This is a genomic window from Streptomyces sp. NPDC007872 (assembly GCF_042868165.1).
GTDB lineage: Bacteria > Actinomycetota > Actinomycetes > Streptomycetales > Streptomycetaceae > Streptomyces.
On record NZ_JBIAEA010000003.1, the window covers coordinates 246,826 to 272,938 of the forward strand.

Below are 26,113 nucleotides of genomic sequence, written 5' to 3' on the forward strand. Positions count from 1 at the left end.
GGCGTCCCGGCTTCAGCTCAGCGTCTTCAGCGCGGCCGCGTCGTACGGCTTCAGTTCGTCGGTCCTCCCGGCCAGGACCTTGGCGGCCCACTGCGGGTCCTGGAGCAGGGCGCGGCCGACGGCGACGAGGTCGAACTCGTCGCGCTCCAGGCGGTCGAGGAGGTTGTCGAGGTTGCCGAGTTCGGCGCCCCTGCCCGCGAAGGCGTGGATGAAGTCGCCGTCGAGGCCGACCGAGCCGACGGTGATCGTGGGCCGGCCGGTGAGCTTCTTGGTCCAGCCGGCCAGGTTCAGGTCCGAGCCCTCGAACTCCGGGAGCCAGTAGCGGCGGGTGGAGGCGTGGAAGGCGTCGACCCCGGCCGAGGCCAGCGGGGCCAGGATCGCCTCCAGCTCCTGCGGGGTCTCGGCGAGGCGCGCGTCGTAGGCCTCCTGCTTCCACTGGGAGTAGCGGAAGATCACCGGGAAGCCGGGCGAGACGGCGGCGCGGACCGCGGCCACGATCTCGGCCGCGAACCTCGTACGGGACACGGGGTCGCCGCCGTAGGCGTCGGTACGGCGGTTCGTCCGCTCCCACAGGAACTGGTCGACGAGGTAGCCGTGGGCGCCGTGCAGTTCGACGCCGTCGAATCCGATGCGCTCGGCGGCCGCGGCGGCCTCGGCGAAGGCGCCGACGACGTCGTCCAGGTCGCTCCGGGTCATCGCCCGGCCCGCGCCCTCGGTGCCGTCGACGCGGACCCCGGAGGGGCCCACGGCGGGGGCGTCGGGGTAGGGCGCCTGCCCCTGCTCGCGCACCATGCCGATGTGCCAGAGCTGCGGCACGATCGTGCCGCCCGCCGCGTGCACGTCCTCGGCGACCTTCGCCCATCCGGCCAACTGCTCCTCGCCGTGGAACCGCGGCACGCGGTCGCTCTGCCCGGCCGACGCGTGGCCGACGTAGGTCCCCTCGGTGACGATCAGGCCCACGCCGGCGGCGGCGCGGCGGGCGTAGTACGACCGCACGTCCTCGCCGGGGACGCCGCCGGGAGAGAACATGCGGGTCATCGGCGCCATCGCGATGCGGTTCGGAACGGTCAGGCCGTTCAGCGCGACGGGCCGGGACAGGATCTCGGCCGCGCGGGAGGCGGGGGACGCGGTGACGGTCACGGGAACGCTCCTCAATGGCTACTGCTTGACAAGTTCGATGGTTGATAACCTCATGCAACAGAGGGACGGTAGAACCCGATATTTGAGATAGTCAAGTTTCTCCGGATAGGGTGGCGCCATGGCAGAAGTCCCCCGCGCGCAGGCGCCCGGCGCCGGCACCGCCCGGCTCATGGAACTGCTCTCGGTGTCGCTCGGCGTCTACTACGGCGACTTCACCCTCGCGGCGGCGAGCGAGAACCTCACGGCGAGCCAGGGCAAGGCGCTGACCGCGCTGCGCCGGGGGCCGGCCGCGATGCGCGCCCTGGCCGAGACCATGACCTGCGACGCCTCCAACATCACCGGGATCATCGACCGCCTGGAGAAGCGCGGCCTCGTGCGCCGCGAGCCCGACCCGTCCGACCGGCGCGTCAAGAACGCCGTCCTCACCGCCGAGGGCGAGCGGGTCACCGACGCGATCCGCGCGAGGATGCGCACCACCCGGGACGGCCTGGACAGGCTCGGCGACCAGGACAGGGACCGCCTGTACGACCTGCTGGAGCGGGTCTTCGGCGCCGGGCCCGCCGACTGACCGGGACGGCTCGCACCCGCGTCCCCGGGACAGGATGAGAACGGTGACGCAGGGCAGGAGGACACCGTGGCAGCGAACACCCTCCGGACGCGCCGGAGCACCCCGGGCCCTCGTGCCGCCGAGTCACTGAAGACGGTGCCCTCGGCCCTGCGCGACACCGCCGTGCGCCTCTGGCACGACAACATCGCCGACTACGCGGCGGCCCTCACGTACTACGCGGTGCTGGCCCTCGTGCCCGCCCTGCTCGTCTCGGTCTCCCTGGTGGGGCTGGCCGGGGGCGACACCCGCGAGCGTCTGATCCTCGACCTCACCTCCTACGCCCCTCCCCAGTCGGCCCAGGTGCTCCGCGAGGCACTGGAGGGCCTCACCTCGACACCCTCCTCCCTGTGGCCCCTGCTCGTCAGCGGGATCCTGAGCGCCCTGTGGTCGGCCTCCAGCTACCTGGCGGTCTTCCGCCGCGCCCTGCACACCATGTACCGGATGCCCGACATCCGGCCGCCCCTGCGCGCGGCGCACGTCCTCGTCCTCACCGCCGCCGCGCTGCTCGCCCTGCTCGTCGCGGGCGCCGCGAGCCTCGTCGCGACCGGCCCCGTGGCCCGCCGTCTCGCGGCGGCCGCCGGCCACCCGGACACGGACGTCGTGGCCGCCCTGCGATGGCCGGTGCTCCTGACGATCGTCACGGCCCTCGTCCTCATCCTCTACCGCAGCGGCCCCGCCCAGGCCCGCGGAAGGCGCCGGGGGTTCTCGGGCGGCGTCCTGGCCGCGCTCCTGTGGCTCGGCGCCTCGGTCGCCTTCACCCTCTACACCCAGTTCGGGACCTACAACCGCCTCTACGGATCGCTGGCGGGGATCGTCGTCTTCCTCGTCTGGCTGTGGTTCACCAACCTCGCCCTGCTCGCGGGAGCGCAGTTCAACGCGGTGCTCGCCCGCGCGGAGGGTCGACAGCGCGACACCCCGCGAGAGACGCTGCTACCGAACAACCCATAGTGGAAGGGTAGTTGGATGCGGCACGACGGCTTATGCGGATGACGGCGCCCGACTGGATCATGCCGGTCCTGGTGGGCGCCTTCCTGGCGTTCTCGTACCGCGTCGTGCGCAGGAGCGGCGTCGGGTTCGGCACGGCGGCGCTCTCCATGACCCTGCTGAACGCGGGCCTGCTCTGGACCCTCCGGGTGACCGGCCCGTCCTGGGCGGTACCGGTGGTCGCGGGGGTCTCCCTGCTCGCCGCCGTGGCGAGCGCGTTCGCGGCGGTCCGCGCCGCGGCGGCCCGGATCGAGCGCGTGGACACCCCTCGTTTCCGCGACCTCGTACGGGCGGTGGCCGGGGCCCCGGGGCCCCAGGTCATGGGCGTCTGCGTGTCGCCCCGGGGCGCCCTGGTCCTCACCGCCTTCGGTGACGGCGCCCGGCCGGAGGGCCGCCAGTTCCACCTGCCGCCGGGTGCCCACTGTCCGTTCTGCCTGGTGGAGGACCAGGTGAGGGACTTCCTCGGCCCGGAGGACCCGCTGGTGCACGAGTACCGCACCCACCTCGCGCACGGCAGCAGCCGTCACCTGCTCATCCGGCGCGCCTCCCCGGCGGACCCGTGGACGGGCCGGCTGCGCGACCGCGTCCGCTACCGGGTCCCGGCCCCGTCCCTGCTCCCGTCCTGCCCGGTCCACGGGCCCCTGCTGAACGCGGCCCGCTAGGAGCCCGGCCCCGGACCATCGCCTCTGCGGGCGCCGGTTCGGCGGCGAGTGCGGGGGTACGGGCGGTACGACGGCGCCGTCTCCCCGTCGTTCAGTACCGTACGGAGACGGTCGCTCCGTACCGTGCGGAGCGCCGGAAGGGGGAACTCGCGATGGCCGGCCTGAGGCTGGGACCGCTCCTGCGGCACGTGGACTGGGAGACGGGCACGAGCGCGACGGTGTGGGTCGAGACCGACCGGGCGTGCACGGCGGAGGTCCGGTGCGCGGGCGGCGCCGGTGGTTCGGCCCCGACGTTCCGCGTCGCCGGCCACCACTACGCGCTCGTGGTGGTGACCGGGCTCGCCCCCGGTTCCACCACGGCGTACGAGGTGCTGCTCGACGGCGAGCGGGTCTGGCCCCTCGCCGACTCGCCCCGGCCGCCCAGCACCATCCGCACGCCCCCGGTCCCGGCGACGGGCGCGGTGGTCGCCTTCGGTTCGTGCCGGTGGGCGGCGCCCGCCGTGGACGAGCACGATCCGGTGGGCCCCGACGTCCTCGACACCCTCTCCGCCCGGCTCGCCGCCGACCCGGAGGCCGAACGCCCGGACGTCCTCCTGCTCCTCGGCGACCAGGTGTACGCGGACGAGACGTCCGCCGACACGCGCACCTGGATCGCCCGGCACCGGCGGGCCGCCGGCACCGGCTCCGCCGCCCCGCCGGACCAGGTCGCCGACTACGAGGAGTACACCCACCTCTACGACGAGTCCTGGGGCGACCCCGAACTGCGCTGGCTGCTGTCGACCGTGCCCACCTGCATGATCTTCGACGACCACGACGTCATCGACGACTGGAACACCAGCGCCGCCTGGGTGGCCGACATGCGGGCGACGCCCTGGTGGCACGAGCGGATCACCGGCGGCCTGATGACGTACTGGGTCTACCAGCACCTCGGGAACCTCTCCCCCGCCGAGCTCGCCGAGGACGAGCTGTACGCGGCGGTGCTGGCGGCCGACGACGGCGCGGAGGTGCTGCGCGCGTTCGCCGAACGCGCCGACGCCGACCCGGCGGCGGTGCGCTGGAGCTACCGCAGGGACTTCGGCCGCACCCGGCTGCTGATGGTCGACACCCGGGCCGCGCGGGTGCTCGAGGAGCAGCGGCGGGCGATGCTGGACGCCGAGGAGGAGACCTGGTTGCGGAAGCAGGCGTTCGACGACCCGGGCGGCGTCGACCACCTGCTGATCGGGACCTCGCTCCCGTGGCTGCTGCCCCCGATGGTCCACTTCGCGGAGGGCTGGCACGCGGCGCTCTGCCGGGGCGAACGCGGCCCGCGCTGGGCGCGCTTCGGCGAGTGGCTGCGCCGGCGGGCGGACCTGGAGCACTGGGCGGCGTTCGCCTCGTCGTTCGAGAAGCTGACGGAGACGGTCGCCGAGGTGGGGAGGGGCGACGCCGCCCCGGCGACGGTGTGCGTGCTCTCGGGAGACGTGCACCACGGGTACGTGGCGGAGCCCGTCTGGGCCGCCGGGCAGCAGCCGCGTTCCCGCGTCTTCCAGTTCACCTGCTCACCGCTGCACAACTCGGTGCCCGTGGCCATGCGGGCCGGATTCCGTTTCGGCTGGAGCCGGTTCGCCAGGGGGATCGGGCACCTCCTGGCCCGCCACGGACGGATCGCGAGGCCGTCGGTCCGCTGGGAGCGCAGCGGCGGACCGTGGTTCGGCAACCAGTTGATGACGCTGACCCTGCGCGGACGGACGGCGCGACTGCGGCTGGAGAAGGCGTCGGCGGGTGCCGAAGAACGGGGACGCCGGGAGACGGACCGCGCGGGAGCGCGGCTCACGGGCGTCATCGACCGGGGCCTGACGGACGGGAGTTGAGGCCCGCGTCGGGCGGCCCGCCCCCGGCCGCGCCATCGACGCCCGGGCCGGGAAGCAAGGCCGCCCCGCGCGTCCGGCGCGACCCGGACCTGCCCGACGGCCGACCTGCCGCGCGCACCCGTCCGGCCCACTGTGATGGCGGGGCGATCGGGGCCGGGTGAGGGTGGAGTGCGACGTCCGCGTCGGTCCTGCCTCCCCCACCGCTCAGAAGGAGCACCATCATGTCCGAACGCCACACGCTGATTCGCAGCCTGCACGACGTGGGTCTGGCCGCCTGGTTCGGCGGCTCGCTGATGGGCGCGGTCGGCCTCAACGGCGCGGCCGTGGACGAGGGCGGCACACAGGTGGCCACGGACCGGATCGCCTCCGCCGGCTGGGCGAAGTGGACGCCGGTCAGTGCCGCCGCCATCGGGGCGCACCTGTTCGGCAGCGGAGGGCTGCTGGTCGTGAACGCCCACCGCGTCGCCACCCAGCAGGGCGTCGCCGCCTCCACCGCGGCGAAGACCGTCGTCACCGCGGCGGCCCTGGCCGCCACCGCCTACGCCCGCGTACTGGGCAAGAAGGTCGAGCTGGCCTCCTCCTCCGACCCGGAGGACGCCGAGAAGGCGAGGAAGCACCCCGTCGACCTGGACAAGGCCCGGCGTCAGTTGGCCTGTGCCCAGTGGGCGGTGCCGGCGCTCACGGGGTGCCTGGTGATGCTCAACGCGCTGCACGGCGAGCAGCAGCGGCCCGCCGAACAGGTGTACGGCATGTGGCAGCGCGCCGCGTCCCTCTCCCCGCACCTGCCTTCCGGCGTCGGCCGCCACCTGTCGCACTGACTCCGGCCGGCGTCCGGACCACCACACCCGTAGGGGTCGGACGGAAAGCGATCACACACGTGAAGCACCTGACCGGATCGAACCGGCCGGTCCGGCCGGTGGTGGTCGTCACCGGGGCGTCCAGCGGCATCGGCCGCGGGGTGGCGTGTGCCCTCGCCGCCCGCGGGGCCGACGTCGTGCTGGCGGCCCGCACCGAGCGGACCCTCACCGCGGTCGCCCGGGAGTGCGAGCGGCGAGGGGGGAGGGCGCTGGTCGTCCCGACCGACGTCGGCGACGAAGCGGCCGTCCAGGCCCTGGTCCGACGCGCCGTCGGAAGGTTCGGGCGCATCGACGCCTGGGTGAACGCCGCGGCCGTGTGGAGCTACGGCCTGTTCGAGGACACTCCCGGCCCCGTGTTCCGGCGGATCGTGGACACCACGCTGTTCGGCCAGGTCCACGCGGCCCGGGCGGTGCTGCCGCAGTTCAGGTCCCAGGGCCGTGGGGTGCTCATCAACGTCGCTTCCCTGTACGGACGGCTCTCGTCCCCCTACGTCGCACCGTACGCCACCGCGAAATGGGGCCTGCTCGGCTTCTCCGAGGTGCTGCGCCAGGAACTGCGCGACACCCCCGGCATCGCCGTGTGCACCGTTCTGCCGGGCGCGGTCGACACGCCGATCCACCGTCACGCCGCGAACTACACCGGCCGTCGGATCCGGCCGCTGCCGCCCGTGACGTCCCCGGAACGGGTGGTGGCCGCGGTGGTGCGCGCCGTCGACCGTCCCCGGCGCGAGATCGTCGTCGGACGAACACAGCGCGTCGGCGTCTGGGTGGACCGTCTCGCGCCCGGCCTGTACGACCGCCTCATCGGTCCCGTGGTGAACACGTTCGCCGTACGGGGCGCCCCTGCACCCCCGCACGACGGCACCGTGTTCGTCCCCGATCCCCTGCCGGGCACCGTCGACGACGGATGGCGCCGGCACGACCACCGCCTCGTCGGCGGGGCCCTGACGGCGACCGCGGGCCTGGCGGCACTCGCGATCGCGGTGAGGGCCCTCGGCCGGCGACGGTGACGGACGGCGCCCGCCCTCCGCCTGCGGACACGCGGGCCCGCTTCCCGGGCAGGACCGGGGCCCCCGGAGGTCAGGCCATGTCGGAGCCCGTCAGCAGGAGCTGCGTCACGGCCGTGCCCGCCACCACGATCGCCGCCCGGAACGGCCATCGGCCGCCGGCCGCCGACGGCACCGCCGTGCCCGCGACCGCGACCGCCCCGGCCACCACCGCCAGTACCCGGCCCGGGGCGCCCACCGCTCCGGGCGGTCCCGCGACGAGCACCCCCACGGCCGCCAGCATCACGAACGGTGCCGTCCACCGGCAGGCCGCACGGCCGAGCCGTTGCGGCAGCCCGGTCACCCCGGTCGCGAGGTCGTCCTCGATGTCCGGCAGGACGTTGACCACGTGCGCCCCCGTGCCCAGCAGCGCCGCCCCCGTCACGGCCCACCAAGCGGGCCAGGACTGCGACGGCGGGCCGAGGGTGACGAAGGCGGGCAGCGAGCCGAACCCCACGGCGTAGGGCAGCGGTGAGAGCACCGTGCGTTTGAGTCCCAGGTTGTAGGCCCAGCCCGCCGCCACGCCCCCCAGGTGCACCGCTCCCGCGGCCGTCCCGCTCAGCAGCGACAGCGGCACGCACAGTCCCAGGGCCGCCCCGGCCGCGACGGCCGCGGCCCCGGGGGGAAGCTCGCCCGTGGCCACCGGCTTGTCGCGGCGCCCGCAGGCCGTGTCGCGCCGCGCGTCGGCCGCGTCGTTGCACCAGCCGACCGAGAGCTGACCGACCAGTACCGCCCCGGCCACCAGCGTCGCCCCCGCCGCGCCCCGGCCCCCCGCCACGGCCAGCGCGGTCACGAACACGGTCACGGCGAGCGCCGGCTCCAGATGGCAGGAGCGCAGCAGCACCGGGAGGCGGAACGGCGGACGCGGAGAAACCCCGGACGGGTGCAAAGACACATGCGCAAGGTAATCAGGTGTCCGGAACGAGGTAGGCATGACCGCCATGCGTGTCTCTGTGCTCACCGATGACGTCACCTCCCCCTCCGCCCTCCCCCGCCGGCCGACCGCGCCCGCCGCGGCGACCACGATCGCCGCCGTCCACACCGCGCTGCCGCCGCACCGTTACGCCCAGGAGGACCTGACCGGCCCGATCGGCGACCTGTGCCTGGCTCCGGGAGCCGACCGCGTCCTGCTGCACCGCCTGCACGGGTCCACCGGGGTGCGCACGCGTCATCTGGCCCTGCCGATCGATCGGTACGCCGGCCTCGGCGACTTCGGACGGTCCAACGACGCCTGGATCGCGGCCGGTCTCGACCTGGGCGAGGAGGCCGTCACCGGCGCGCTGCGGGAAGCGGGGCTCGAACCCGCCGACGTCGACCTGCTGGTGTGCAACTCCGTCACCGGCGTGGCCACCCCTTCGCTCGACGCCCGCCTGGTCGGCCGCCTGGGGCTGCGGCCCGACGTCAAGCGGCTTCCGGTCTTCGGCCTGGGATGCGTGGCGGGCGCCGCCGGCCTCGCCCGGGTGCACGACTACCTGCGCGGGCACCCGGGCGGCACCGCCGTGCTGCTCACCGTCGAACTGTGCTCGCTGACGCTCCAGCGGCGCGACGGCTCCCGCGCCAACCTCGTCGCCGGAGCCCTGTTCGGCGACGGCGCGGCGGCGGTCGTCGTGCGCGGCGGCGCGACCGCGGAACGGGAGGGAGGCGGACCGGCGGTGGTCGCCACGCGCAGCCATCTCTATCCGGGGACCGAGCACCTCATGGGCTGGGACATCGGCGCCGGAGGGTTCCGCGTCGTGATCGACGCGGGCATCCCCCGTGTCGTACGGGACCACCTCGGAGGGCCGCTGCGTGCCTTCCTGGCGGACCACGGCCTCACCACCGACGACATCGGAACCTGGGTGTGCCATCCGGGCGGCCCCAAGGTGATGTCCGCCGTGACCGACGCCCTCGGCCTGCCCGAGGGCGCCCTGGACAGCGCGCGGCGCTCACTGGCGGCCCTGGGGAACATGTCCTCGGTCTCCGTGCTGCACGTCCTGCAGGGCCACTGCGGACCGGAACGGCCCGAGCCCGGTACGTGGGGGCTGCTGATGGCGATGGGGCCGGGGTTCTGCTCCGAGTTCGTCCTGCTGCGCTGGTGAGGGGCCTTCATGTTCTGGTACGCGCTCCTCGTCCTCGGTGTGGCCGCCGAACGCGTCGCCGAGCTGGTCGTGGCCCGGCGCAACACGGCCCGGGCCCTCACCCGGACCGGTGTCGAGCACGGTCGCGGCCACTACCCGGTCATGGTCGCCCTGCACACGGCCCTGCTGGTCTGCTGTCTCCTCGAACCCGTGCTGGCCCGCCGGCCGTTCCTGCCCGCCCTGGCATGGCCGATGCTGGCGCTGGTCCTCCTGGCCCAGGTGTTGCGCTGGTGGTGCGTCACCGCGCTCGGGCCGTACTGGAACACGCGCGTCATCGTCGTTCCCGGGACGCGTCCGATCCGTACCGGCCCCTACCGCTTCGCGCGTCACCCCAACTACGTCGCCGTCGTCGTGGAGGTCGCCGCCCTGCCCCTGGTGCACTCCTCGTGGCTGACCGCGGCGGTGTTCAGCGCGGCCAACGGGGTACTGCTCACGGTCCGCCTCCGGTGTGAGAACGCGGCCCTCACCCGGGCGGTGCCCGCGTGAGCCGCGAGCACGACCTGGTCATCGTCGGGGGCGGCCCCGCCGGCCTGGCGACGGCCCTGTACGCCGCGCGCGCCGGTTTCGACGCCGTCGTGGCCGAGCCCCGCCGCGCACCGGTCGACAAGGCGTGCGGCGAGGGCCTGATGCCCGGCGCCGTCCGGGCCCTCGCCTCGCTCGGTCTGGAGGTCCCGGGCCATCCGATCGCGGGCATCCGCTACGTGCAGGGGTCCCACCGGGTCCAGGCCGCGTTCCGGCACGGTACCGGTTCGGGCGTCCGGCGCACCGCCCTGCACGACGCGCTCCACGGGGCCGTCCTCGGCGCGGGCGTTCCCGTACTGCCCCTGCGGATCGGAGAAGTGCGGCAGGACGCCACCGGTGTGTCCCTGCCCGGCGCCGGTCTGCGCGCCAAGTGGCTGGTCGCCGCCGACGGTCTGCACTCACCGGTGCGCCGCTCCCTCGGCCTCTGCGCCGGTTCCCGCCGGAGACCCCGGTACGGGTTGCGGCGTCATTACGCCGTGCCGCCGTGGTCCCCGTACGTCGAGGTGCACTGCGGACGGCACGGCGAGGCGTACGTGACCCCGCTCGGGCCCCGGCTCGTCGGCGTCGCCCTGCTGACGGACCGGCGGGCCCCTTTCGGCGCCCAACTGGAACGCTTCCCCGAACTGGCCGCCCGTCTCCCCGCGGAGAGGGCCGTCACCGCGGTGCGGGGTGCGGGACCGCTGCGCCAGAAGGCGCGCACCCGGCTCCACGGGCGGGTGCTCCTCGTGGGCGACGCCGCCGGATACGTCGACGCGCTGACCGGCGAGGGCGTCTCCCTGGCCCTCGCGGGTGCCGGAGCCCTGGTCGACAACGTGCGCCGCGGCACGCCGGAGCGCTACGAGGGCGACTGGAACCGCGCGACCCGCGGCCATCGGCTCCTGACGGAACTCCTGGTGCGGGTGCGGCAGCAGCGGGCGCTCGCGCCGCTCGTCGTGCCGGCGGCCGAGCGCCTGCCGCGTGTCTTCGCGGCGGCGGTGAACGCCCTGGCATGAGGTTTCGCCGCCGTACGGGGAACGGTCCGGACGGCGTCGGTGGGGGCGCTTCAGATCTCGACGACGATCTTCCCGGAGGTGTGGCCTTCCCGGCTGAGGTCGAAGGCCGCTCCGAGCTCGGAGAGCGGGAACGTCGCGGCGACGTCGACCGTGATCTTTCCCCCGTCCACGAGCTGCCCCAGGGCCCCGAGGTCCTCGCCGCTCGGCCGGACCCACATCCACTGGCCGCCCGCGCCGAGGACGGCGTCGTCGGCGATGGAGGCGTGCCGTCCGCCCTCGGCCAGGACGGCCAGGGTGGTGTCGAGCACCCCGCCCACGAAGTCGGCGACGACGGTGACCCCGTCCGGGGCCAGGGCGCGGACGCGATCGGCCAGACCGTCGCCGTACGAAACGGGCTCGCAGCCGAATCCGCGCAACCGGTCGTGGTTGCGCGGGGAGGCGGTGCCGATGACCCGCGCGCCGAGCGCCCGGGCGAGCTGGACGCCGAAGGACCCGACGCCGCCGGACGCGCCGTGCACGAGGACGGTGTCGTCGGCGCCCGTTCCCAGCCGGGTGAGGAGCTGATAGGCGGTCAGGCCGGCCAGCGGCAGTCCGGCGGCCTGCGCCCAGTTCAGCGAGGCGGGCTTGGCCGCGAGGGCGCGCACGGGCACGCTGACGTACTCCGCGAAGGTGCCGCCGTGCACGTAGTCCTTGCGGGCGTAGGCCATCACCTCGTCACCGACCGCGAACTCGGGCACGTCGATGCCGACCCGCTCGACGGTGCCGCTGACGTCCCACCCCGGGACCACCGGGTGGACGACGTCCATCAGGCCGTCGAGCCCGCCCGCCATGATCTTCCAGTCGACCGGGTTGACCGAGGCGCACCGGACCTTGACGAGGACCTCGCCGGGAGCGACCTTCGGCAGCGGCAGCCGGGTCTCGCGGAGCACCTCCGTCCCGCCGTAGGTCTCGTACGTCATCGCCCTCATGGTGGCCTCGGACATCCCTGCGACCCTTCCTGTGCCGTCGGCTGCGTCCCTCCATCTGAGCACGGGGCGTCCCGGACACCGCGGGAGACTCGCCCGGGGAGCGGGCGACGGCGGAACCCGTCATGACGGGTGCATGACACGGAGCACTCCCGGGGCGTACCATCGCAAGGCTCGGAGGGGTGATCGACGGTCAGGTCCGGCCCCACCGGACGCCCGCGCCATCCCTTCACACCCCGTCCCCACCGGGGTCGGGTCCCCCCACAGACGAAGGAGCAGCAATGCCCCTCGGCACATGGCTCAGGGCGGGCACCTCCGCCGCCGCGCTCGTCCTCGCCGTGGCGGGCGCCGCGACCGCCGCGCCCGCCCCCGCGCACGAACCCTCCGCCGCGCGGGCGGCGGTGGTGACCCTCCGCTACGACGACAGCCGCGCCGGAGGCTGGGAGGCGGCGATCGCGGCCGGGGTCGCCTCGTGGAACGCGAACGTGAGCAACGTCAGGCTGGTGGAGGCGGCCCCCGGCACCGGGGCCGAGATCGTGATCGTCGCCACCACGGGCTGGCCGCAGGCCACGCTCGGCCCCGTCCGGCCGGGCCGTCAGGTCCGCGTCGAACTCGGCAGCCAGGCCGTGAGCCAGGGTTACGACAAGACCCGGATCGCCGCTCACGAACTGGGCCACAGCCTCGGCCTGCCGGACACCAAGCCCGGCCCGTGCTCGCAGCTCATGTCGGGTTCCAGCGCCGGTACGGCCTGCACCAACGCCGTCCCGAACGCGACCGAGCGCTCCCGCGTGCAGTCCGCGTACGGCGGCGGCCTCGCCGCACTCGTCCCCGCCGACGGCCGGACCCTCGTCGACGCGCCCTGACCGCGTCCCCTCGGGTGACCCGGGCCTCCCGGGTCACCCGAGGGGATCACGCGGCGGGGCGGCGGCCGGTGGTGGAGGCGAAGCCCAGCCAGGTGTGACGGTTGTTCCACCAGCACCAGCCGATCTTGGGGGCGTCGCGCCGCGCGCGGCCGTCCCGCCCGGTGCCGTTGCTGATCCAGATCGCCGGAGTACGGGCGTCCCAGGAGCCGTTCGCCTTGCGCAGCCGGGAGGCGATGGTCATGAAGCAGTGGTTGCGGACCAGGACGTCCGGTGTCTGGAGCACCCAGTGCATGCCCTCGGTGAGCAGCAGCGGGGTGCGGCCCTCGGAAGTGAGGGCGGGGAGGGCCTCGTCGGGGCTCCAGTTGGACATGCGGTCGCCGCGGTCGACGCCGTCGACGAGGTAGAGGGGCCCGTCGGGCAGCTCGACGGCGGTCGGGGCGAAGAGGTCGACGTCGGGCATGTCGGCGACGACGAAGCCGGGCTGCCCGGCGTGGCGCAGCAGCGGGGCGAGCGCCGAGGCGGGGAGGGCGCCGGGGTGGACGGCGAGCAGGGAGCCCCCGGCCTCCCCGGCGGCCTGCGCCGCGAAGGAGCGCACCTCGTCGGCGGTCAGCCCGGCGAGTTCGGGTACGCCCAGGCCGATCAGTCGGTCCGCCTGGACTTCGAGGTCCGGAAGCAGGGGCAGGGGCGGGGGCGGGGTGGTGTCGGGCACGCTGAGTCCGTTTCGCGGTCGAGGGCTTGGGAGCACGGGAGCGGGGCGGGGGCACGACGGCCACGCCGTGGATCGGTTGCCGGTGGCGGGAGAGGTCGGCCGCGCCGGCCCGGGCCCCCGGCTCCACGCCGCACCGGCGACCGGAAGGGCTGCCGGACGGGCGGGCGCCGGATCCGCAACACGAGGGTCACCGGCACGGCACCGGCCGCGGCCGTCCCGAATCCACGCACGCGTCCCCCTCGCCCGACCCGGCCGGGCGCGTCCATGACGCCGGGAGGACCGGGGCATGGTCGCGCCCCGGTCCTCCGACGTCCTCCCCCCGTTCCCAGGACCCGGCCGCGACAGCGGCGTCGACGTCGGTGCCCGTAAGGCCCTCGTCTCCCCCGTGACCTGGGTGAACGGTTTCGATCATACGGTCGGGACGCTCACCGGCGAGGGGCATTTCACGCCTGCGACGGGGCCCTGCGCGCCAGAAGGGCGCCACATTGGCCCAGGGCCTGCCCGGCCCTGATCCGCCGACAGGCCCTGGGCTCCCGCTCCGTGGTTTCGGCAGCACTCGGAGGAACGACCTCCTGCGCCCTCGCCCGCATGAGCACCGGTGCGGCACGCGCGGCCGGGTGACACGTACATGCCTATACGCCCCCCGCCGGGGCAGACGGACCAGCGCAGTGGAACCGTCCGTCCCGTCCTCGCAAGGGAGTCGCCCCATGGCCGCCATCGCCGCCGCCGTCCTGTTCTTCATCGCCTTCGTGATCAACGCCGCCGACATCGGCACCAACGACGTGTTCTCCTCGGCCAACATCATGCTGCTCGGGCTGGTGCTCCTGGCCCTGCACGTCGCGGGCATCGGCACCTCGCTGCGCACCGGCCGCCGACGCTGAACGGGCGCCGCCCGGGAGGGGCGTGCCCACGATCGGCCGCGGGGCGCTCGCGGGCCGTCACGGCCTCTGCTGCACTGGGAGGGTGAGGTGGGCACGGGCCGCGGGCGGCGGGGCGGGCGGGGCGGCGGCCCGGTGGATGTTCCCCGGAGGCCACCGCTCCGCGCGGCTCGCTCCGCCACTGCTCGTGCTGACGTTCCTCAGCGGACTGGTCGACGCGGCGAGCTTCCTCGGACTCGGCCGGGTCTTCGTGGCCAACATGACCGGCAACGTGGTCTTCCTCGGGTTCGCCCTGTCCGGTGTCGCTCAGTTGTCGGCCCCGGCCTCCGCGGTGGCCCTGGCGTGTTTCCTGACCGGGGCGGCCGCGGGCGGCGCGTGGCGCAGGGGCGCGGAGCCCGAACGGCTGTTCGCGCCCCTGGTCGCGTTCCAGGCGCTGCTGGTCGCACTCGCGCTCGCCGCCCAGGGGGCCGGCTGGGGCCGCTACGCGGTGCTGGTCCCCCTGGCCTGCGGCATGGGCCTGCAGAACGCCGTCGTGCACCGCCTGGGGGTGCCCGATCTGACCACCACCGTCATGACCAGGACCCTCACGGGGCTGGCCGCGGACCGCCCCGGGCCGGCAACCGTACGACGAGGGGTGTCGGTGGCGACGCTCGCCGCGGGCGCCCTGGCCGGCGGCCTCCTGTACAGCCGCGTCGGGGTGGAGGCGGTCCTCGTCACGGCCCTGGCCCTGTCGCTCGCCGTCGCCCTCGCCGCGCACCGGCGGCACTGAGCGTCAGGGGCCCGCCGGTGGGGGGAAGACCGGCGGGCCCCTGAACAGCTGGAGCGGTCCCATGCGCTCCCCGCGCGCCTGCCCCCGATCCTCCCGCCCATGCGCGGCCCGGTCCGGAAAACCCGGGCGGCGCCTCCGGGGGTCACGCCTCACCCCGTTCATGTCAACCTTGGTTGACATGTCCGCCCTGTCAACGTAAGTTGACGGCATGAGTGATGCGACCGATCTCGCCGAGCGGGCGGGTGACCGCGATCCACGGGTGGGACTGCGTGCCGTCTCCGCGCTGCGGCGTCTCCTCGAACAGTTGGAAGCCGTTCAGGTGCGCAGCGCGCGTGCCCAAGGCTGGTCGTGGCAGGAGATCGCGGCCGAACTGGGCGTGAGCCGTCAGGCCGTCCACAAGAAGCACGGGAGGCATTGATGTTCGAGAGGTTCACCAAGGGGGCCCGGGCGGCGGTGACCGGGGCGGTGGCGGTGGCCGAGCGCGAGGGCGCGCCCGCGGTCACGGAGGAACACCTCCTGCTGGCACTGCTCGACGCGCAGGACACCGGAGCGGCCTTCGTCCTGCGGGCCCTGGGCACGACGGAGCGGCGCGCGTCGCTGGAGGCCGCGCTCGCGGCCGCCCGCCGCCGGGGCGGACTCTCGGCGGTCGAGGTGCACGCGCTGGCGGACCTCGGCATCGACGTGACGCGGATCGTCGCACGGGTCGAGGAGACGCACGGCACGGGCGCGCTCGCCGCCGGGTCCGACGCCCGGAGCCGGGGTGCGAAGCGGCGGCCCTTCACCCGGGAGAGCAAGAAGGTCCTCGAACAGTCGCTGCGCGTCTGTCTCGGCCGGCGCGAGAAGGCGATCGGCGACGAGCACCTGCTCCTGGCCCTGACGGCCCGCCCCGGAGTCGTATCGGAGACCCTGGCGGACCACGGGGTCACCTACACGACGGTGGAGCACGCGCTCGACCGGGCGCGGGACTGAGGAATGGGGCGGGCGCCGGCGCCGACCGGGGTTGTCAGTGGCCGCGCCTAGCATGGTGATCATGACGAAGACGCGGGTGGGGGCGGCGGGGGAACTGCTGCGCGAGCTGGTCGGGGCCGGTCGGGAACCGGAGGGGGCGGGTCCGCCGGGCGGTGCCGCGCTGCGGGCGGTGGAGCGGACACGGCCCGCGCGCTCGGTGGCGGCCGAGGTCGCCGCCGCGGGCGGCGTCGACGACAGGGCGGCCGCCTACCTCGGGGAGTTGACGGAGCGCCACCTCGGGGCGGACACGGCCCGCTGGTGCGGGCTGCACGACGCGCTGGCCGGACACCGCGGCGGTCTGCCCGAGCTGCTCGCCGTGCCGCCGGCCCCACCGGTGGCCGACGGCACGCTCCGCCCGCCCGCCCCCCGCAGCGTCCACCGCACGCTCGGCCTGCTCCTCGCGCACGCGGACCCGCGGCATGCCGCGGCCGCGTTCGCCGCCCTCCCCGAGCGAGTGACGACGGAGCTGCTCGCCGGCGGAAGTCCCCCGGCGCCCGCTCTCGTCGCCGCCGTCGTCGACCACGGCGACACCCGCACCCGGGCGGCCCTGGCCCGCCACCCCCGCCTCGACAGCCGGGTCCTCGCGCGGTTGGTCGCGGTCGGCGACGCCCGGGTCTCCGCGGCCGTCTACCGCAACCCGCGCGCCACCCCGTCCCTGCGCCGCACCGTCGTGGAGAGGCTCGACGCCGTTCCGCTCGACGACGCGCTGCGCGCCGAGCTGACGGCGCCGCACGGCCGGGCCCCGCGCACCTGGGTCGCTCCGCTGCTCGGCTCGGGCGACCCGCAGCTCGTCCTGCCGGCGCTCCGGTGGGGCGTGCGCCAGGTCGCCCAGCGGTACGCCCTGTCCAGGATCTGGGAGCGGAGCGGTCCGGACGCCGTCCACGCCCTGCTCGACGACCCCGCCGCGGCCGCCTGGTTGAGCCGGGCCGTCGTGGACGCGGTCACCGAGGCCCTGGCCGCCCCGGGCGACGACGGGCCGCGCCGCCTGCGCGCGGGGGGCGAGCCGTACGAGGACCCCACCCGGCTGCCCGCGCTGCTCGCCGCCTCCCGGGGCACCAGCACCCTGCGCGACCTGCTGTCGGAGCCGTACGTCCACGATCTCGACGCCCTCGCCGCGGCCCATGCCGCGACCCCGTTCATGCCCAAGGCCTGCGAGGAGCTGGCCCGCCACGAGGCGGCGAGCGATGCACAGCGCCACGCGTTCCGGCTGAGCGCCCTCAACGAGCCGTGGCGGGCCGGGGGCCGTCGCGCGGGGAACACCGTCCCGCCCGCGCGGCGCCTCGCGGAGGAGGAGCTCGACGACAGTGCCGCCGTCTGGGCGGAGGGCATGGCGGCGGCCGGGCTCCTCGATCCGGTCGAGCTGGTCGGTACCGCGCGCCCCGCCGCCCACGCGCTGGCCGCGCTCGCCCGTCTCGCCGAACGGGACCTGCTGGGCACGGCGGCGGCCGCCGAGCTGCGCGCGTCGACGGTGGCCCGTCTGGGGGAACGGGAGGAGGCCTGGGCGGCGTTCGACGACCTGCTGCCCGGGTACGGGGGGACGGTCGCGGAGCTGATCGCCGACGCGGGGAAGGCCCCGGTCGGAGCCTCTGTCGAGGCAGCACCGCCGACCGGGGCCGGGTCACCCGTCCGGGGCGGGCCGCCGGTCGCGGCCGACGTCGGGCCCGTGCCGCCGGCCGCGGAGCCCGCGCCCCGGCGGGCCCTCCACCGGCGTGAGCGTGTGCACGCCCTGGCCGCGCTCGACCTGCTGTACTCCCTCGCTCCGGACGGTGCGCCCCGGCCGGAGGACCCCGAGGTGCTGCGCGCCCTGGCCGTGTACGAGCCGGCGACCGCGCCCGGCCTCGCCACCCCGCGCTGGTTCGCCGACGCCTGTGCCGCCCACGGCGTCCCCGCGTCCGAGGACGGCTTCGCGTACGAGGCGCCCGGCCTCGCGCGGGTGTGCGCGCGGCTCCCCGAGACGTACGGTTCCGGCGCGCGGCACATCGAGGACGCTTATGTACAGGGGGTGTTGCCCGCCGACGAGCTGCTCGCCCTGCTGCCCGCGCGACGTCTGCTCCTGCTGCCCCACGACTGGGGGCGGCTCGCGTTCGCCGACGCGTGGCGGGCCGCGCTCGCCCGCAGGCTGCGGACCGAACTCGGCGCCGATCCCGACGCCTGGCTCCGCCTGGCCGCGACCGCGGCGGCGTCCGAAGCCGCCTCGGAGGGATCGACCTGGACGCAGCTCCTGGAGCGCGTGCGGTCCGGGGCCGGTCCGGCGACGAGCGCGGAAACGTCCCTCGGCAGGGCGAGGCCGGGCACCCCCGACGAGGCGATCGGACTGCTGGAGCGCGGCGACCACCTGTGGGGCTGGCCCGAGGGCACCCTGCTCTGCCTCGCCGACGCCGAGGTGGTCGAGGCCGCACTGCCCCGGCTCGGCCCCGACGGGCCGTGGCTGCTCGCCGCGTACCTGCTGCGCCACGACCGCACACCGCTCACGGTCCTCGACCGGCTGCTCGCGGGCCGCGACCGCGACGCGCTGCGCGTCCTCGCGGCCCAGTCCCGCTGGATGAAGCGGAGCGGAGCGGTGGAGCGCCTCGTCGACCTCGACGACCCCGAGGTCGACCTCGCCCTGGTGCGGGACTGGCTCCCCCGGCCCGTCGTCCACCGGATCGTGGCCCGGTCGCGGCCCGGCTCCGGACGGCCGTCCCTGGGCGCCCGGGTGCTGGCCGACTGGCGCGCCGGGAGCTCCGCGTGGCCGGCCGGCGGTGCGGCGTGGCTGTGCTCGGCCGAACCCGACCTCGTGGAGGAGCTGCTCGCAAGAGAGGGCGCGCGGCTTCCCTTCGGTCACCAACTGCTCGGCTGCCTGAGGCTGTTCGAGCACGGCGGCGCCGACCGACTGGCGCGGCTCGCGGGGCGGGACGTGTTGGGGCGCTCCGCCGCCACCGCGTGTGCGAAGGCCCTGGCGTCCGCCGATCCCGCCGCCGTCCTCCGCGCCCGTCTCGACCGCGAACTGGCGCCGGAGAAGCTCGTCCGGAAGCTCCGGCGCGCCCGGCACGCGCCGCACGCGCGTGATCTCGTCGAGTCCCTCCCGCCGGGCGAGCCCGTGGACTGGGCCGCTCTCGAAGCCGCCCACGCCCGGGAGCCGATCCCGTACTGGCAGGACGTCGTCCGCACGGACGGTGTCCCCGAGGACGTACGGCTGCGGCACGCGGCGCTGCTGCCCGAGCCGGGCCCCGACGGCCTGCCCGGGAGCGCGCGACTCACCCGGGAGCGGGCCCGGTACGGTCTCGGCGGCCTGTTCCACTGTGCGCCGACCGCCCAAGGGGACGGGCTGCTCGCGGCGGGGCTCCTCACCGGTGCGGACCTGGTGCGCCTCGCGGCCCCGGCCGGACCGCTGCTCGCCTACCTGGGCGCCGCCGCCCGTCGTACGGACGCCCCGCCCGGGGCCGCCGAGGCCCGCACCCTCCTCGCGGATCTCGTACGGTCCCGGCTCGGTACGGACGCGGCGGCCTGGCGCCGGGTCGCCGAGCGGCTGACCGGCCTCGACGCGGAGGGGGATCCGCTCTCGACGGTGGAGGCGCTGCTCGTCGGCCGGTGATCCGGGCCGGAGGCGCGCGGCGGCTTCACCAGGGGCCTGCGTCGAGGCCCCCGGCGGGGACCGGCCAATGATGGTCATCCCATGGGTCGGGCGCGGCCGTACGGTCGAGGAGTCGGTGAGCCGGAGGTCCGCCGCGGCGAGTTCTCCTCCAGATGGGCGAACGAGGCGGCTCCGGGGATCGGCAGGACGACCGGGGAACGGGCGAGCAGCCGGGCGAGCACGACCTGGGGCACCCGGCCGCTCCTACAGCGAGCCGGGGTGGTCCGGGTGAACGACTTCACGGCGGTCGGCGCGACCTCGCCGGGGCGGATGGATCATGGTCCAGGACCCCGCGCGGGGACGAACCGTTCCAGGTCGGCCATCGGCCCGAACCGGTCACGGTGCGGGCCGACGGCGACCGCTTCCACCTCGGCGACGGGGACGGGAAGCCGGCCGACTCGGTCGACCGGTACTGCCCTGCTCAGGGTTCCGATGACGACGATTCTTGATATTGGCCGGCATCGGCGTCCGCCACGCGCTTGCGGACGCGGCGTCCGGAGGAAGGCTTGACGAACACCTGGCCCAGGGCCGCCCAGGTGACAAGGGCGACGGCGGTCCGGCCCCTGCGGATCCCCACCGCGGCCGACGTGCTCCGGGAGGCGGCCGCTCGTCGGCGGGGAAGCCGTCATCGGCCCGACGCGTCCTTTCGGCGTCCGGCGGCTTCGCCGCACAGTGTGCTTGTCCCCGTCCGCCGCAGATTTCCGTCACCACCCGGTCAAGGAGATCCATGAGCCGCCCACGTCGTTCCTCCGACCCGTCCCGGCCGCAGGAAGCCTCCGGGTCCGGCCAAGTCCCGGTCGAGTTCTTCGACATCCGCGCGCCGGTGTTCGCCGAGCAGCCGATGCCTGTCCTGTCCCCTCGGGAGGAAGGGGAAGTGGAGCGTCTCTGGAAGGAGACGACAACCCGCAACCCCGCCACGTTCGACGGTCCGCTGGTGGCCTGTCTCGGCGTCGACCGGCCCGGGCCCGGGGAGTTGGTCGTGCGCTGGGCGCCGATGAGATACCGCCACCGTGCCCTGCGCCGACTCCGGCCTCCCGGGCAGGTCCCCGGGTCCGTGTTCGTCACCGTCCTCGTGCCCACCGAGGACGGCCTCGTGGTCGGGCGCGGATCCCCCGCCACGGCGGCGCCCGGCCGGTGGAGCCTGCCGGGCGGCGCGGTCGAACCGCCCCCGTCCGGCATGCCCCTGGACACGGCGGAGCTGCGTCGGCACGCCGTCCGTGAACTGGTCGAGGAGACCGGCGTTCGCGTCGACGAGGAGGAGCTGCGGCTGTGGGCCTTCACCCGGTCGGGTCCGTTCGGCGGCCTCGGCTTCCACTTCCTCTGCCCACCCGCTTCCGGCGTTCTCGTACGCCGCCTCCACGCGGACCTGTCCGTCGCCCAGGTCGAGCACGGCACCGGCCCGGAGCTCGACGAGCTCGCCTTCGTCTCCTCATCGGCCAGAGCCAGGAGCCTCGGTCCGGCTGCGGACTACCTGCCGTCGTTGCTCGACCGGTACTACACGGCCTGAAGGGCCTATGGGGGCTCCGGGACCTCCGGGCCAAGGTGGCCGCGATCCGCGCGACGACGCCGGTCGTGGCCGCGACCGGGCCGGTCGTCTCCTGGAACTCGTCCGGTTTCGTCCGGCGGACGCCCCGGTCGGGCCGGCTTCACGGCCGGGTGTGTCGCTCGGCGGCGTCGAACGCGGGCGCGAGCGGGGCCAGCGCCGCGCGGAGCTGGTCGGGCAGTGCGCCGGAGGGCACGACGAGTCCTCCGGCGCCGGAACCCCTGGCGGCCTCCGCGTCCCCGGCCGGTCGGAGCCAGCCCTCCAGCGCGATGCGGACCGCCGCGGCGACGCTCGCCGCGAGGACGCGGGCGGTGTGCGCTCCGGGGTCGCCCAGACGTTCGGCGATCACCGCCGTGAGTGGGGCCTCGATGCCGGCGGCGCTGTCGAGGAACGCGTCGCGCAGCGCGGCCCTGGTGGTGATCAGCAGCAGCGTCCGCCGTTCGCGCTCGTCGGCGTTCGCGTACTGCTCGACCACCGCCTGGGTGACGGCGTCGGCCAGGCACACTTCCGCGGACCGGGCCGCGACCGCCGCCGCGACGCGTGCCTCCCGGTCCGCGGTGACGGCGGAGACGATCGCCTGCTCACGACTGGCGAAGTAGTTGTTGTAGGTGCGCGACGAGGCCGGTCAGGCCGCATATCTGGACGAACCCCTGGAGATCTTCGAGACCGAGGGCGTGGACAGCGCGTTCGTGTTCCTGTTCTCCTTGCCCGGCTACCCGCACCGCCCGGACGGCGACCCCGGGGACGACCCGGACCGGGCCGGCCTCGGCATCGTCGAACTCCTCGAAGGGCGCCGGGGACGGACCCACCCCGACACGGAGGGGGAACCCGAGGCCGCCTTCACGGCGGTGGCGCGGCGGTGTCGGAGGTGACGGGCTCCGCGCACGGCGACCACGGCACGGGACCCGCACCGCGGCGGAGCGCGGCTCGGAAGCGATGAGATGCGGACGCCGTCTCCTCCGGGCAGAGTAGGGAAGGCCTGTCCATACCGAGGGTGGTCTCATACGGTCTTACGCGCTGGAGACGGGACGAACCGATGCGAGGGACTCTCGCGACGCCGGAGTGATCGATGTTCCGCAGACGGCCGGCCGACAGCAGCCAGGAGCTGCTGGTCCGGCTCGGGTCACTGACCGCCCGGGCGCGGGAGCTGGCCGAGACGCAGCGCTCCCGCGTCGAGCTCGCCGTGGCCCTGCAGCGCGGCATGCTGCCTCCGGACCTTCCCGGCTTTCCCGGCGTCCGGCTGGCCGTCGGCTACATGCCGGCCAATCACGGGCTCAACGTCGGCGGCGACTGGTACGACGCCTTCACGCTGCCCGACGGCCGCATCGGCATGTCCATCGGCGACGTGCAGGGGCACAACATCGAGGCCGCCGCCTTCATGGGGCAGGTCCGCGTGGGACTGCGCGCGCTGGCCTCCGTGACCGGGGACCCGGGAGAGCTGCTCGCCCGCACCAACGACCTGCTGGTCTCCCTGGGGGCCGATCTCTTCGCCACCTGCACCTTCCTGCGGCTCGACCCCGCCGCCGGCACCCTGGAGTGCGCCCGCGCCGGGCACATCCCCCACATCTGGGCCACCGCCGACGGCCGCTCCGGCATCGACGACGGCGAGGGCGGGCCCCCGCTCGGTGTGCTCCGCGGGGTCGACTACCCCGTCACGCGCCACCGGCTCACCACCGGTGGTGTCTTCGTCCTGCTGACCGACGGGGTGGTGGAGGGGCCCTCGCTCCACCTCGACGACGGCCTGGACCAGGTGATGCGGCTCGCCGGGATCACCGCCGTCGCCGGGCTGGACGTCGACGCGCTCGCCACCGCCGTCATGAAGCTGGCGAGCACGGTGGGGCACGAGGACGACGCCGCCGTCCTGGTCGTCGGCCACGACGGCGGCACGGCGTGGCCGACGACCAGGGCCTGAGGGGAGGGGCCTCGTCCCCGGTCGGCCCGCCCCCGAACGGGTGGCCGACCGGCGCGCGGTGCCGGGGGCGCACCGGACCGGATCCGGCCGGGTCGGACCGGGCTTCGGGCCGGATCGGGCCCGTTCCGTACGGCGCCGCCCGACACGCAGGGGGTTCTTGCTGCCCGGTCGGGGCGGCCCGGCCGGTGTCTGATGGCCGATGTGTTGGTTACCCGGCAGTTCCGACCCCCTACGGAAGCGGCCCTGCTCTCGCTGGCCGTGGCCGCCTGCTACTACGCGGCCGGACGGCTCGGCCTGCTGGGCCGCCTCGTCGTCGAGGGCGTGGTGGTCACCCCCATCTGGCCACCCACCGGCGTCGCCGTCGCCGCCCTGCTGCTGCTCGGCGCGCGGGTCTGGCCCGGCATCGCCCTCGGCTCCTTCCTCGTCATCGCCTCCCTCACCACCCCGGGGCTCACCACGGTGGTCACCGTCGTGAGCAACACCGCCGCGCCGCTCTGCGCCTTCCTGCTGCTGAGACAGATCGGCTTCCGCCTTGACATGGCGCGGCTGCGGGACGGTCTCTCCCTGGTCTTCCTCGGCGGGTTCGGCGCCATGCTGATCAGTTCGACGGCGGGGGTCGGGCTGCACGTGGCCACGGGCTCCCTGGACAAGCGCGAGTTCTGGGCCGTCTGGCTGGCCTGGTGGGCGGGCGACACGATGGGGGTGCTGCTCGTCGCCCCGCTCCTGCTCGTACTCGCGGGCCCGGCCGGACGGTTCCGGATGCGGCGCTGGAAGGAGGCGGTCGCCCTGGGACTCGCGACCCTCGTCCTCGTGCCGCTGGCCGTGTTCAGTCCGATGAGCCTGCTCTTCCTCGTCTTCCCCCTGCTGGTCTGGGCGGCGCTCCGCTTCCAGCTCGCCGGAAGCGTGCTGTGCGCGCTCTTCGCGTCGGTGCTCACCACCGCCGAGGCGACCTCCGGAAAGGGCGCCTTCCTCCATCTGTCCGACGTCGAGATCATGGTCAAGCTCCAGGCGTTCAACGGCTCCGCCTCCCTGACGGCCCTGCTCCTCGCCTCCGTCATCACCGAGCAGCGTGCGATCCGCCGGTCGGTGCGCCGCGCCTGCGAGGAACTGGCGGAGGTCCTGGAGCACCTCGCGGCGGGCGAGCCCTCACCGGGTCCACCCGGCACCACCGGACGCCGGACGGCCTCGCCCGGCGGGCACCGGGACCCGTGATCCCGGGAGGATGCCCCGGTGAGAACGACCGCATGGCAGGGGCGCGGTTCTCGGGCCACCGCTCAGCCCTTGAGGGCCTCCGCGATCCGCAGAGCGGCCTGAGCAGGCGTGAGGTGCGTGGTGTCGACGACCTCGGCCTCGGCGTGCAGCCACGTGCGGCGGCCTCGGCGTAGGGCGCGAGGTACGCGAGGCGGAACGGGGAGTCGGGGCCGGTGACGGCGTCGTTCGCGATGCGTTCGCGGAGGGTGTCCTGGTCGGCGTGATCGTCGGTCGTGTCCGAACCGGCTTCGCCCGAGCCGTCGTCTCCGCCCGAGCGCTTCGCGGCTCCGGCGGGCGCGACGGATCGGATCCCGCGTTTCGCACGTTTGCGCGCAAGGAGCGGTGGAAGAGTTGACTCCGACGACCGGTCGGCCGGGCCGCGGCCGGGGCGGCCGGACCTCCTCGACGCCTTGACCCGAACGGGAGCCCTCCGTTGCGCTTCTACGCCCAGACACCCGCCCGCCGGAACCGTCAGGTGCTCGTGGACCTGATCGCCGTGGCCCTGATCGGCATCGCGGTGTGGGCGGCCCTCGCCGTCCGCGGGACGATCATGCTGCTGGCCGAGCCGGGGCGCAAGGTGGAGAGTTCCGGCGACAGCCTCGCCAGGGAGCTCGGGGAGGCGGGAGACGCGGCGTCGGACGTGCCGTTCGTCGGTGACGTCCTGGAGAAGCCGCTCCGGTCCGCGGCGGACGCCAGCTCCGGTTTCGCCGACGCGGGCGTGTCGTTCCAGGAGACCGTCGGTCAGGTCGCCGACGTGATCACGGTGGCCCTCATCGTCCTCCCGGTGCTCTTCGTCCTTCTGCTGTGGCTCCCGCCGCGCCTGCTCTGGATCCGGCGCAGCAGCACCCTGCGCCGCCTCGCCGAGGCCCCCGGGGGCGCCGACCTGCTCGCCCTGCGCGCCCTCACCGGTCCTCCGGGAGCGCTCGCCGCGCTGCCCGTTCCGCCCGGCGGGTGGGCCGACGCCTGGCGCCGGGGGGACCCGGGGGCCATCACCGACCTCAGTACGGTCGCGCTCAAGCACGTCGGGCTCCGGCCGTGAGGAGTCGTCGAGGGGCGGCGGGGCTCCGGTCGGCCGGGTGAAGGCGATACTGATCGTGGTGGGCGCCCCGCCGCCGAGCCGGTCGCGAGCCCGGCCGGCGGGGACGTGCCGTGTCGATGCCTCCGAGGGGAGCCGTTCATGAGTACGGCGAAAGACCTGTTCATCATCACCGTGGAGCCGGAACCGGAGCGCGCCGTGGGGCAGGGCGACCTGTCGCTCGCGCTCGCGGGGGCCGAACTGGTCGATCTCATCGGCGCGGGGGCCGTCGCCGTGGACGGCGACCGCGTCGTGCCGGGCGGGTCGCCGGTGCCGGACGACCGGCTCCTGGCCGAGGCCGTGGCAGGGCTCGTACGGCAGCCTCCCTACGAGCGGATCGAGGACTGGCTGTGGCGCCGGGGCCGGGACCTCTCGTCCGTGTACCGGGCCGCGCTGGAGGAGGACGGGGAGCTGACGCGGAAGCGGAGCGGCCGGTCGCCCTTCGGTCCGGAACGCGTGGAGCCGGTCGACACGCCCGCCCGTCGCCGGGCGGCCGACCGCTGGGAGGCGGGCGATCCCGTCCTGGCCGTCCTCGCCTCGGCCGTGGGAATCGGTGACGAACGGCCCGACGAGCAGCCGGGGCTCGACGACGAGGCGGTGACGACCGTGGTGGCCGCCGTCCACGACGCGGTGATGGAGCTGGAGGCCGTACGCCAGAGGCGGACCATCGAGAACGCGGCCTTCGCCAACCTCTGGCGCGGACCGTGAGCCGAGCCCTCGGCCGAGGCCGGGGGCCGGGACGGAACTCGG

General features: G+C 75.1%; 24 protein-coding genes and 4 pseudogenes. 21 read left to right on the forward strand and 7 right to left on the reverse strand.

Features of this window, described 5'->3' with window-relative positions; genetic code table 11:
• Positions 1-12: 12 nt before the first annotated feature.
• Positions 13-1,140, reverse strand: coding sequence for an NADH:flavin oxidoreductase (locus ACFYNX_RS11530; RefSeq protein WP_388660302.1), 1,128 nt, complete (start codon positions 1,138-1,140; stop codon positions 13-15).
• 169 nt (positions 1,141-1,309) lie between these two features.
• Here ACFYNX_RS11530 and ACFYNX_RS11535 point away from each other — a divergent pair, with 169 nt between their 5' ends.
• The 6 genes from ACFYNX_RS11535 to ACFYNX_RS11560 all read left to right on the forward strand — a co-directional run bounded on the left by ACFYNX_RS11535 (position 1,310) and on the right by ACFYNX_RS11560 (position 7,110).
• On the forward strand, positions 1,310-1,708 hold the full coding sequence (locus ACFYNX_RS11535; protein WP_388661524.1) for a MarR family winged helix-turn-helix transcriptional regulator: 399 nt from the start codon (positions 1,310-1,312) through the stop codon (positions 1,706-1,708).
• A 66-nt stretch (positions 1,709-1,774) separates the two neighbouring features.
• Positions 1,775-2,695, forward strand: coding sequence for a YihY/virulence factor BrkB family protein (locus ACFYNX_RS11540; protein ID WP_388660305.1), 921 nt, complete (start codon positions 1,775-1,777; stop codon positions 2,693-2,695).
• Positions 2,696-2,733: 38 nt separating this feature from the next.
• Positions 2,734-3,393, forward strand: a complete 660-nt coding sequence (locus tag ACFYNX_RS11545; protein ID WP_388660308.1) for a hypothetical protein — start codon at positions 2,734-2,736, stop codon at positions 3,391-3,393.
• Positions 3,394-3,545: 152 nt separating this feature from the next.
• Complete coding sequence (locus ACFYNX_RS11550) at positions 3,546-5,243, forward strand: alkaline phosphatase D family protein (protein ID WP_388660311.1); 1,698 nt, start codon at positions 3,546-3,548, stop codon at positions 5,241-5,243.
• 221 nt (positions 5,244-5,464) lie between these two features.
• Entirely contained in the window at positions 5,465-6,061 is a 597-nt protein-coding gene (locus ACFYNX_RS11555; protein WP_388660314.1) for a hypothetical protein, read from the forward strand.
• 59 nt (positions 6,062-6,120) lie between these two features.
• Positions 6,121-7,110 carry an SDR family NAD(P)-dependent oxidoreductase gene (locus ACFYNX_RS11560; protein WP_388660317.1) on the forward strand — a complete coding sequence of 330 codons (990 nt, stop codon included), beginning with the start codon at positions 6,121-6,123 and terminating at the stop codon, positions 7,108-7,110.
• A gap of 70 nt (positions 7,111-7,180) precedes the next feature.
• Here the strand turns inward: ACFYNX_RS11560 and ACFYNX_RS11565 are convergent, their stop codons facing one another.
• The gene (locus ACFYNX_RS11565; RefSeq protein ID WP_388660320.1) at positions 7,181-8,041 is read right to left on the reverse strand and encodes a UbiA family prenyltransferase; all 861 of its coding nucleotides are present in this window, start codon (positions 8,039-8,041) and stop codon (positions 7,181-7,183) included.
• 37 nt (positions 8,042-8,078) lie between these two features.
• Between ACFYNX_RS11565 and ACFYNX_RS11570 the strand changes: the two genes are divergently transcribed.
• Genes ACFYNX_RS11570 through ACFYNX_RS11580 form a run of 3 tightly spaced genes read left to right on the forward strand, consistent with a single transcriptional unit; the run spans position 8,079 to position 10,777 of the window.
• Positions 8,079-9,224, forward strand: a complete 1,146-nt coding sequence (locus ACFYNX_RS11570) for a type III polyketide synthase (protein ID WP_388660322.1) — start codon at positions 8,079-8,081, stop codon at positions 9,222-9,224.
• Between the two features lie 9 nt (positions 9,225-9,233).
• The gene (locus ACFYNX_RS11575) at positions 9,234-9,749 is read left to right on the forward strand and encodes an isoprenylcysteine carboxyl methyltransferase family protein (RefSeq protein ID WP_388660324.1); all 516 of its coding nucleotides are present in this window, start codon (positions 9,234-9,236) and stop codon (positions 9,747-9,749) included.
• Positions 9,746-10,777, forward strand: coding sequence for an NAD(P)/FAD-dependent oxidoreductase (locus tag ACFYNX_RS11580; RefSeq protein ID WP_365548006.1), 1,032 nt, complete (start codon positions 9,746-9,748; stop codon positions 10,775-10,777). Before ACFYNX_RS11575 ends, ACFYNX_RS11580 begins: the two co-directional genes overlap by 4 nt.
• A gap of 50 nt (positions 10,778-10,827) precedes the next feature.
• Here ACFYNX_RS11580 and ACFYNX_RS11585 read toward each other — a convergent pair whose 3' ends face one another.
• Positions 10,828-11,745, reverse strand: coding sequence for an NADP-dependent oxidoreductase (locus tag ACFYNX_RS11585; protein ID WP_365548063.1), 918 nt, complete (start codon positions 11,743-11,745; stop codon positions 10,828-10,830).
• A 278-nt stretch (positions 11,746-12,023) separates the two neighbouring features.
• On the opposite strand from ACFYNX_RS11585, the gene ACFYNX_RS11590 reads away from it, so the two are divergent.
• Positions 12,024-12,605 carry a snapalysin family zinc-dependent metalloprotease gene (locus ACFYNX_RS11590; protein WP_388660327.1) on the forward strand — a complete coding sequence of 194 codons (582 nt, stop codon included), beginning with the start codon at positions 12,024-12,026 and terminating at the stop codon, positions 12,603-12,605.
• A 46-nt stretch (positions 12,606-12,651) separates the two neighbouring features.
• Here ACFYNX_RS11590 and ACFYNX_RS11595 read toward each other — a convergent pair whose 3' ends face one another.
• A complete protein-coding gene (locus tag ACFYNX_RS11595) occupies positions 12,652-13,314 on the reverse strand; it encodes a DUF5701 family protein (protein WP_388660330.1) in 663 nt (220 codons plus the stop codon).
• 707 nt (positions 13,315-14,021) lie between these two features.
• Here ACFYNX_RS11595 and ACFYNX_RS11600 point away from each other — a divergent pair.
• From ACFYNX_RS11600 to ACFYNX_RS11620, 5 genes are all read left to right on the forward strand, one after another.
• The gene (locus ACFYNX_RS11600; RefSeq protein ID WP_365547997.1) at positions 14,022-14,195 is read left to right on the forward strand and encodes a hypothetical protein; all 174 of its coding nucleotides are present in this window, start codon (positions 14,022-14,024) and stop codon (positions 14,193-14,195) included.
• Positions 14,196-14,277: 82 nt separating this feature from the next.
• Complete coding sequence (locus ACFYNX_RS11605; RefSeq protein WP_388660333.1) at positions 14,278-14,961, forward strand: YoaK family protein; 684 nt, start codon at positions 14,278-14,280, stop codon at positions 14,959-14,961.
• Between the two features lie 208 nt (positions 14,962-15,169).
• The gene (locus tag ACFYNX_RS11610) at positions 15,170-15,379 is read left to right on the forward strand and encodes a helix-turn-helix domain-containing protein (protein WP_125660277.1); all 210 of its coding nucleotides are present in this window, start codon (positions 15,170-15,172) and stop codon (positions 15,377-15,379) included.
• A complete protein-coding gene (locus tag ACFYNX_RS11615; protein ID WP_388660337.1) occupies positions 15,379-15,930 on the forward strand; it encodes a Clp protease N-terminal domain-containing protein in 552 nt (183 codons plus the stop codon). The genes ACFYNX_RS11610 and ACFYNX_RS11615 overlap by 1 nt, the downstream gene beginning before the upstream one ends.
• Before the next feature lie 61 nt (positions 15,931-15,991).
• Entirely contained in the window at positions 15,992-19,543 is a 3,552-nt protein-coding gene (locus ACFYNX_RS11620) for a hypothetical protein (RefSeq protein WP_388660340.1), read from the forward strand.
• A 140-nt stretch (positions 19,544-19,683) separates the two neighbouring features.
• Here the strand turns inward: ACFYNX_RS11620 and ACFYNX_RS11625 are convergent.
• Positions 19,684-19,770: pseudogene (locus ACFYNX_RS11625) on the reverse strand (aldo/keto reductase); the annotation flags it as partial.
• 686 nt (positions 19,771-20,456) lie between these two features.
• Here ACFYNX_RS11625 and ACFYNX_RS11630 point away from each other — a divergent pair.
• Positions 20,457-21,089, forward strand: a complete 633-nt coding sequence (locus ACFYNX_RS11630; protein WP_388660343.1) for an NUDIX hydrolase — start codon at positions 20,457-20,459, stop codon at positions 21,087-21,089.
• Between the two features lie 139 nt (positions 21,090-21,228).
• On the opposite strand, the pseudogene ACFYNX_RS11635 reads toward ACFYNX_RS11630, so the two are convergent.
• Positions 21,229-21,744: pseudogene (locus tag ACFYNX_RS11635) on the reverse strand (TetR family transcriptional regulator); the annotation flags it as partial.
• Between ACFYNX_RS11635 and ACFYNX_RS11640 the strand changes: the two are divergent.
• From ACFYNX_RS11640 to ACFYNX_RS11650, 3 genes and pseudogenes are all read left to right on the forward strand, one after another.
• Positions 21,737-21,997: pseudogene (locus ACFYNX_RS11640) on the forward strand (hypothetical protein); the annotation flags it as partial. The pseudogenes ACFYNX_RS11635 and ACFYNX_RS11640 overlap by 8 nt on opposite strands.
• Positions 21,998-22,194: 197 nt before the next feature.
• Positions 22,195-23,037 (forward strand): PP2C family protein-serine/threonine phosphatase, encoded by an 843-nt coding sequence (locus tag ACFYNX_RS11645; RefSeq protein WP_388660346.1) that lies wholly within the window; start codon positions 22,195-22,197, stop codon positions 23,035-23,037.
• A gap of 192 nt (positions 23,038-23,229) precedes the next feature.
• On the forward strand, positions 23,230-24,249 hold the full coding sequence (locus tag ACFYNX_RS11650; protein WP_388660349.1) for an MASE1 domain-containing protein: 1,020 nt from the start codon (positions 23,230-23,232) through the stop codon (positions 24,247-24,249).
• A 62-nt stretch (positions 24,250-24,311) separates the two neighbouring features.
• On the opposite strand, the pseudogene ACFYNX_RS11655 reads toward ACFYNX_RS11650, so the two are convergent.
• Positions 24,312-24,511 (reverse strand): annotated as a pseudogene (locus ACFYNX_RS11655) (ATP-binding protein); the annotation flags it as partial.
• Positions 24,512-24,721: 210 nt separating this feature from the next.
• On the opposite strand from ACFYNX_RS11655, the gene ACFYNX_RS11660 reads away from it, so the two are divergent.
• Positions 24,722-25,327: a hypothetical protein gene (locus tag ACFYNX_RS11660; protein ID WP_388660352.1), complete on the forward strand. Its 606-nt coding sequence runs from the start codon at positions 24,722-24,724 to the stop codon at positions 25,325-25,327.
• Between the two features lie 138 nt (positions 25,328-25,465).
• The gene (locus tag ACFYNX_RS11665; protein WP_388660355.1) at positions 25,466-26,071 is read left to right on the forward strand and encodes a GPP34 family phosphoprotein; all 606 of its coding nucleotides are present in this window, start codon (positions 25,466-25,468) and stop codon (positions 26,069-26,071) included.
• Positions 26,072-26,113 lie beyond the last annotated feature (42 nt).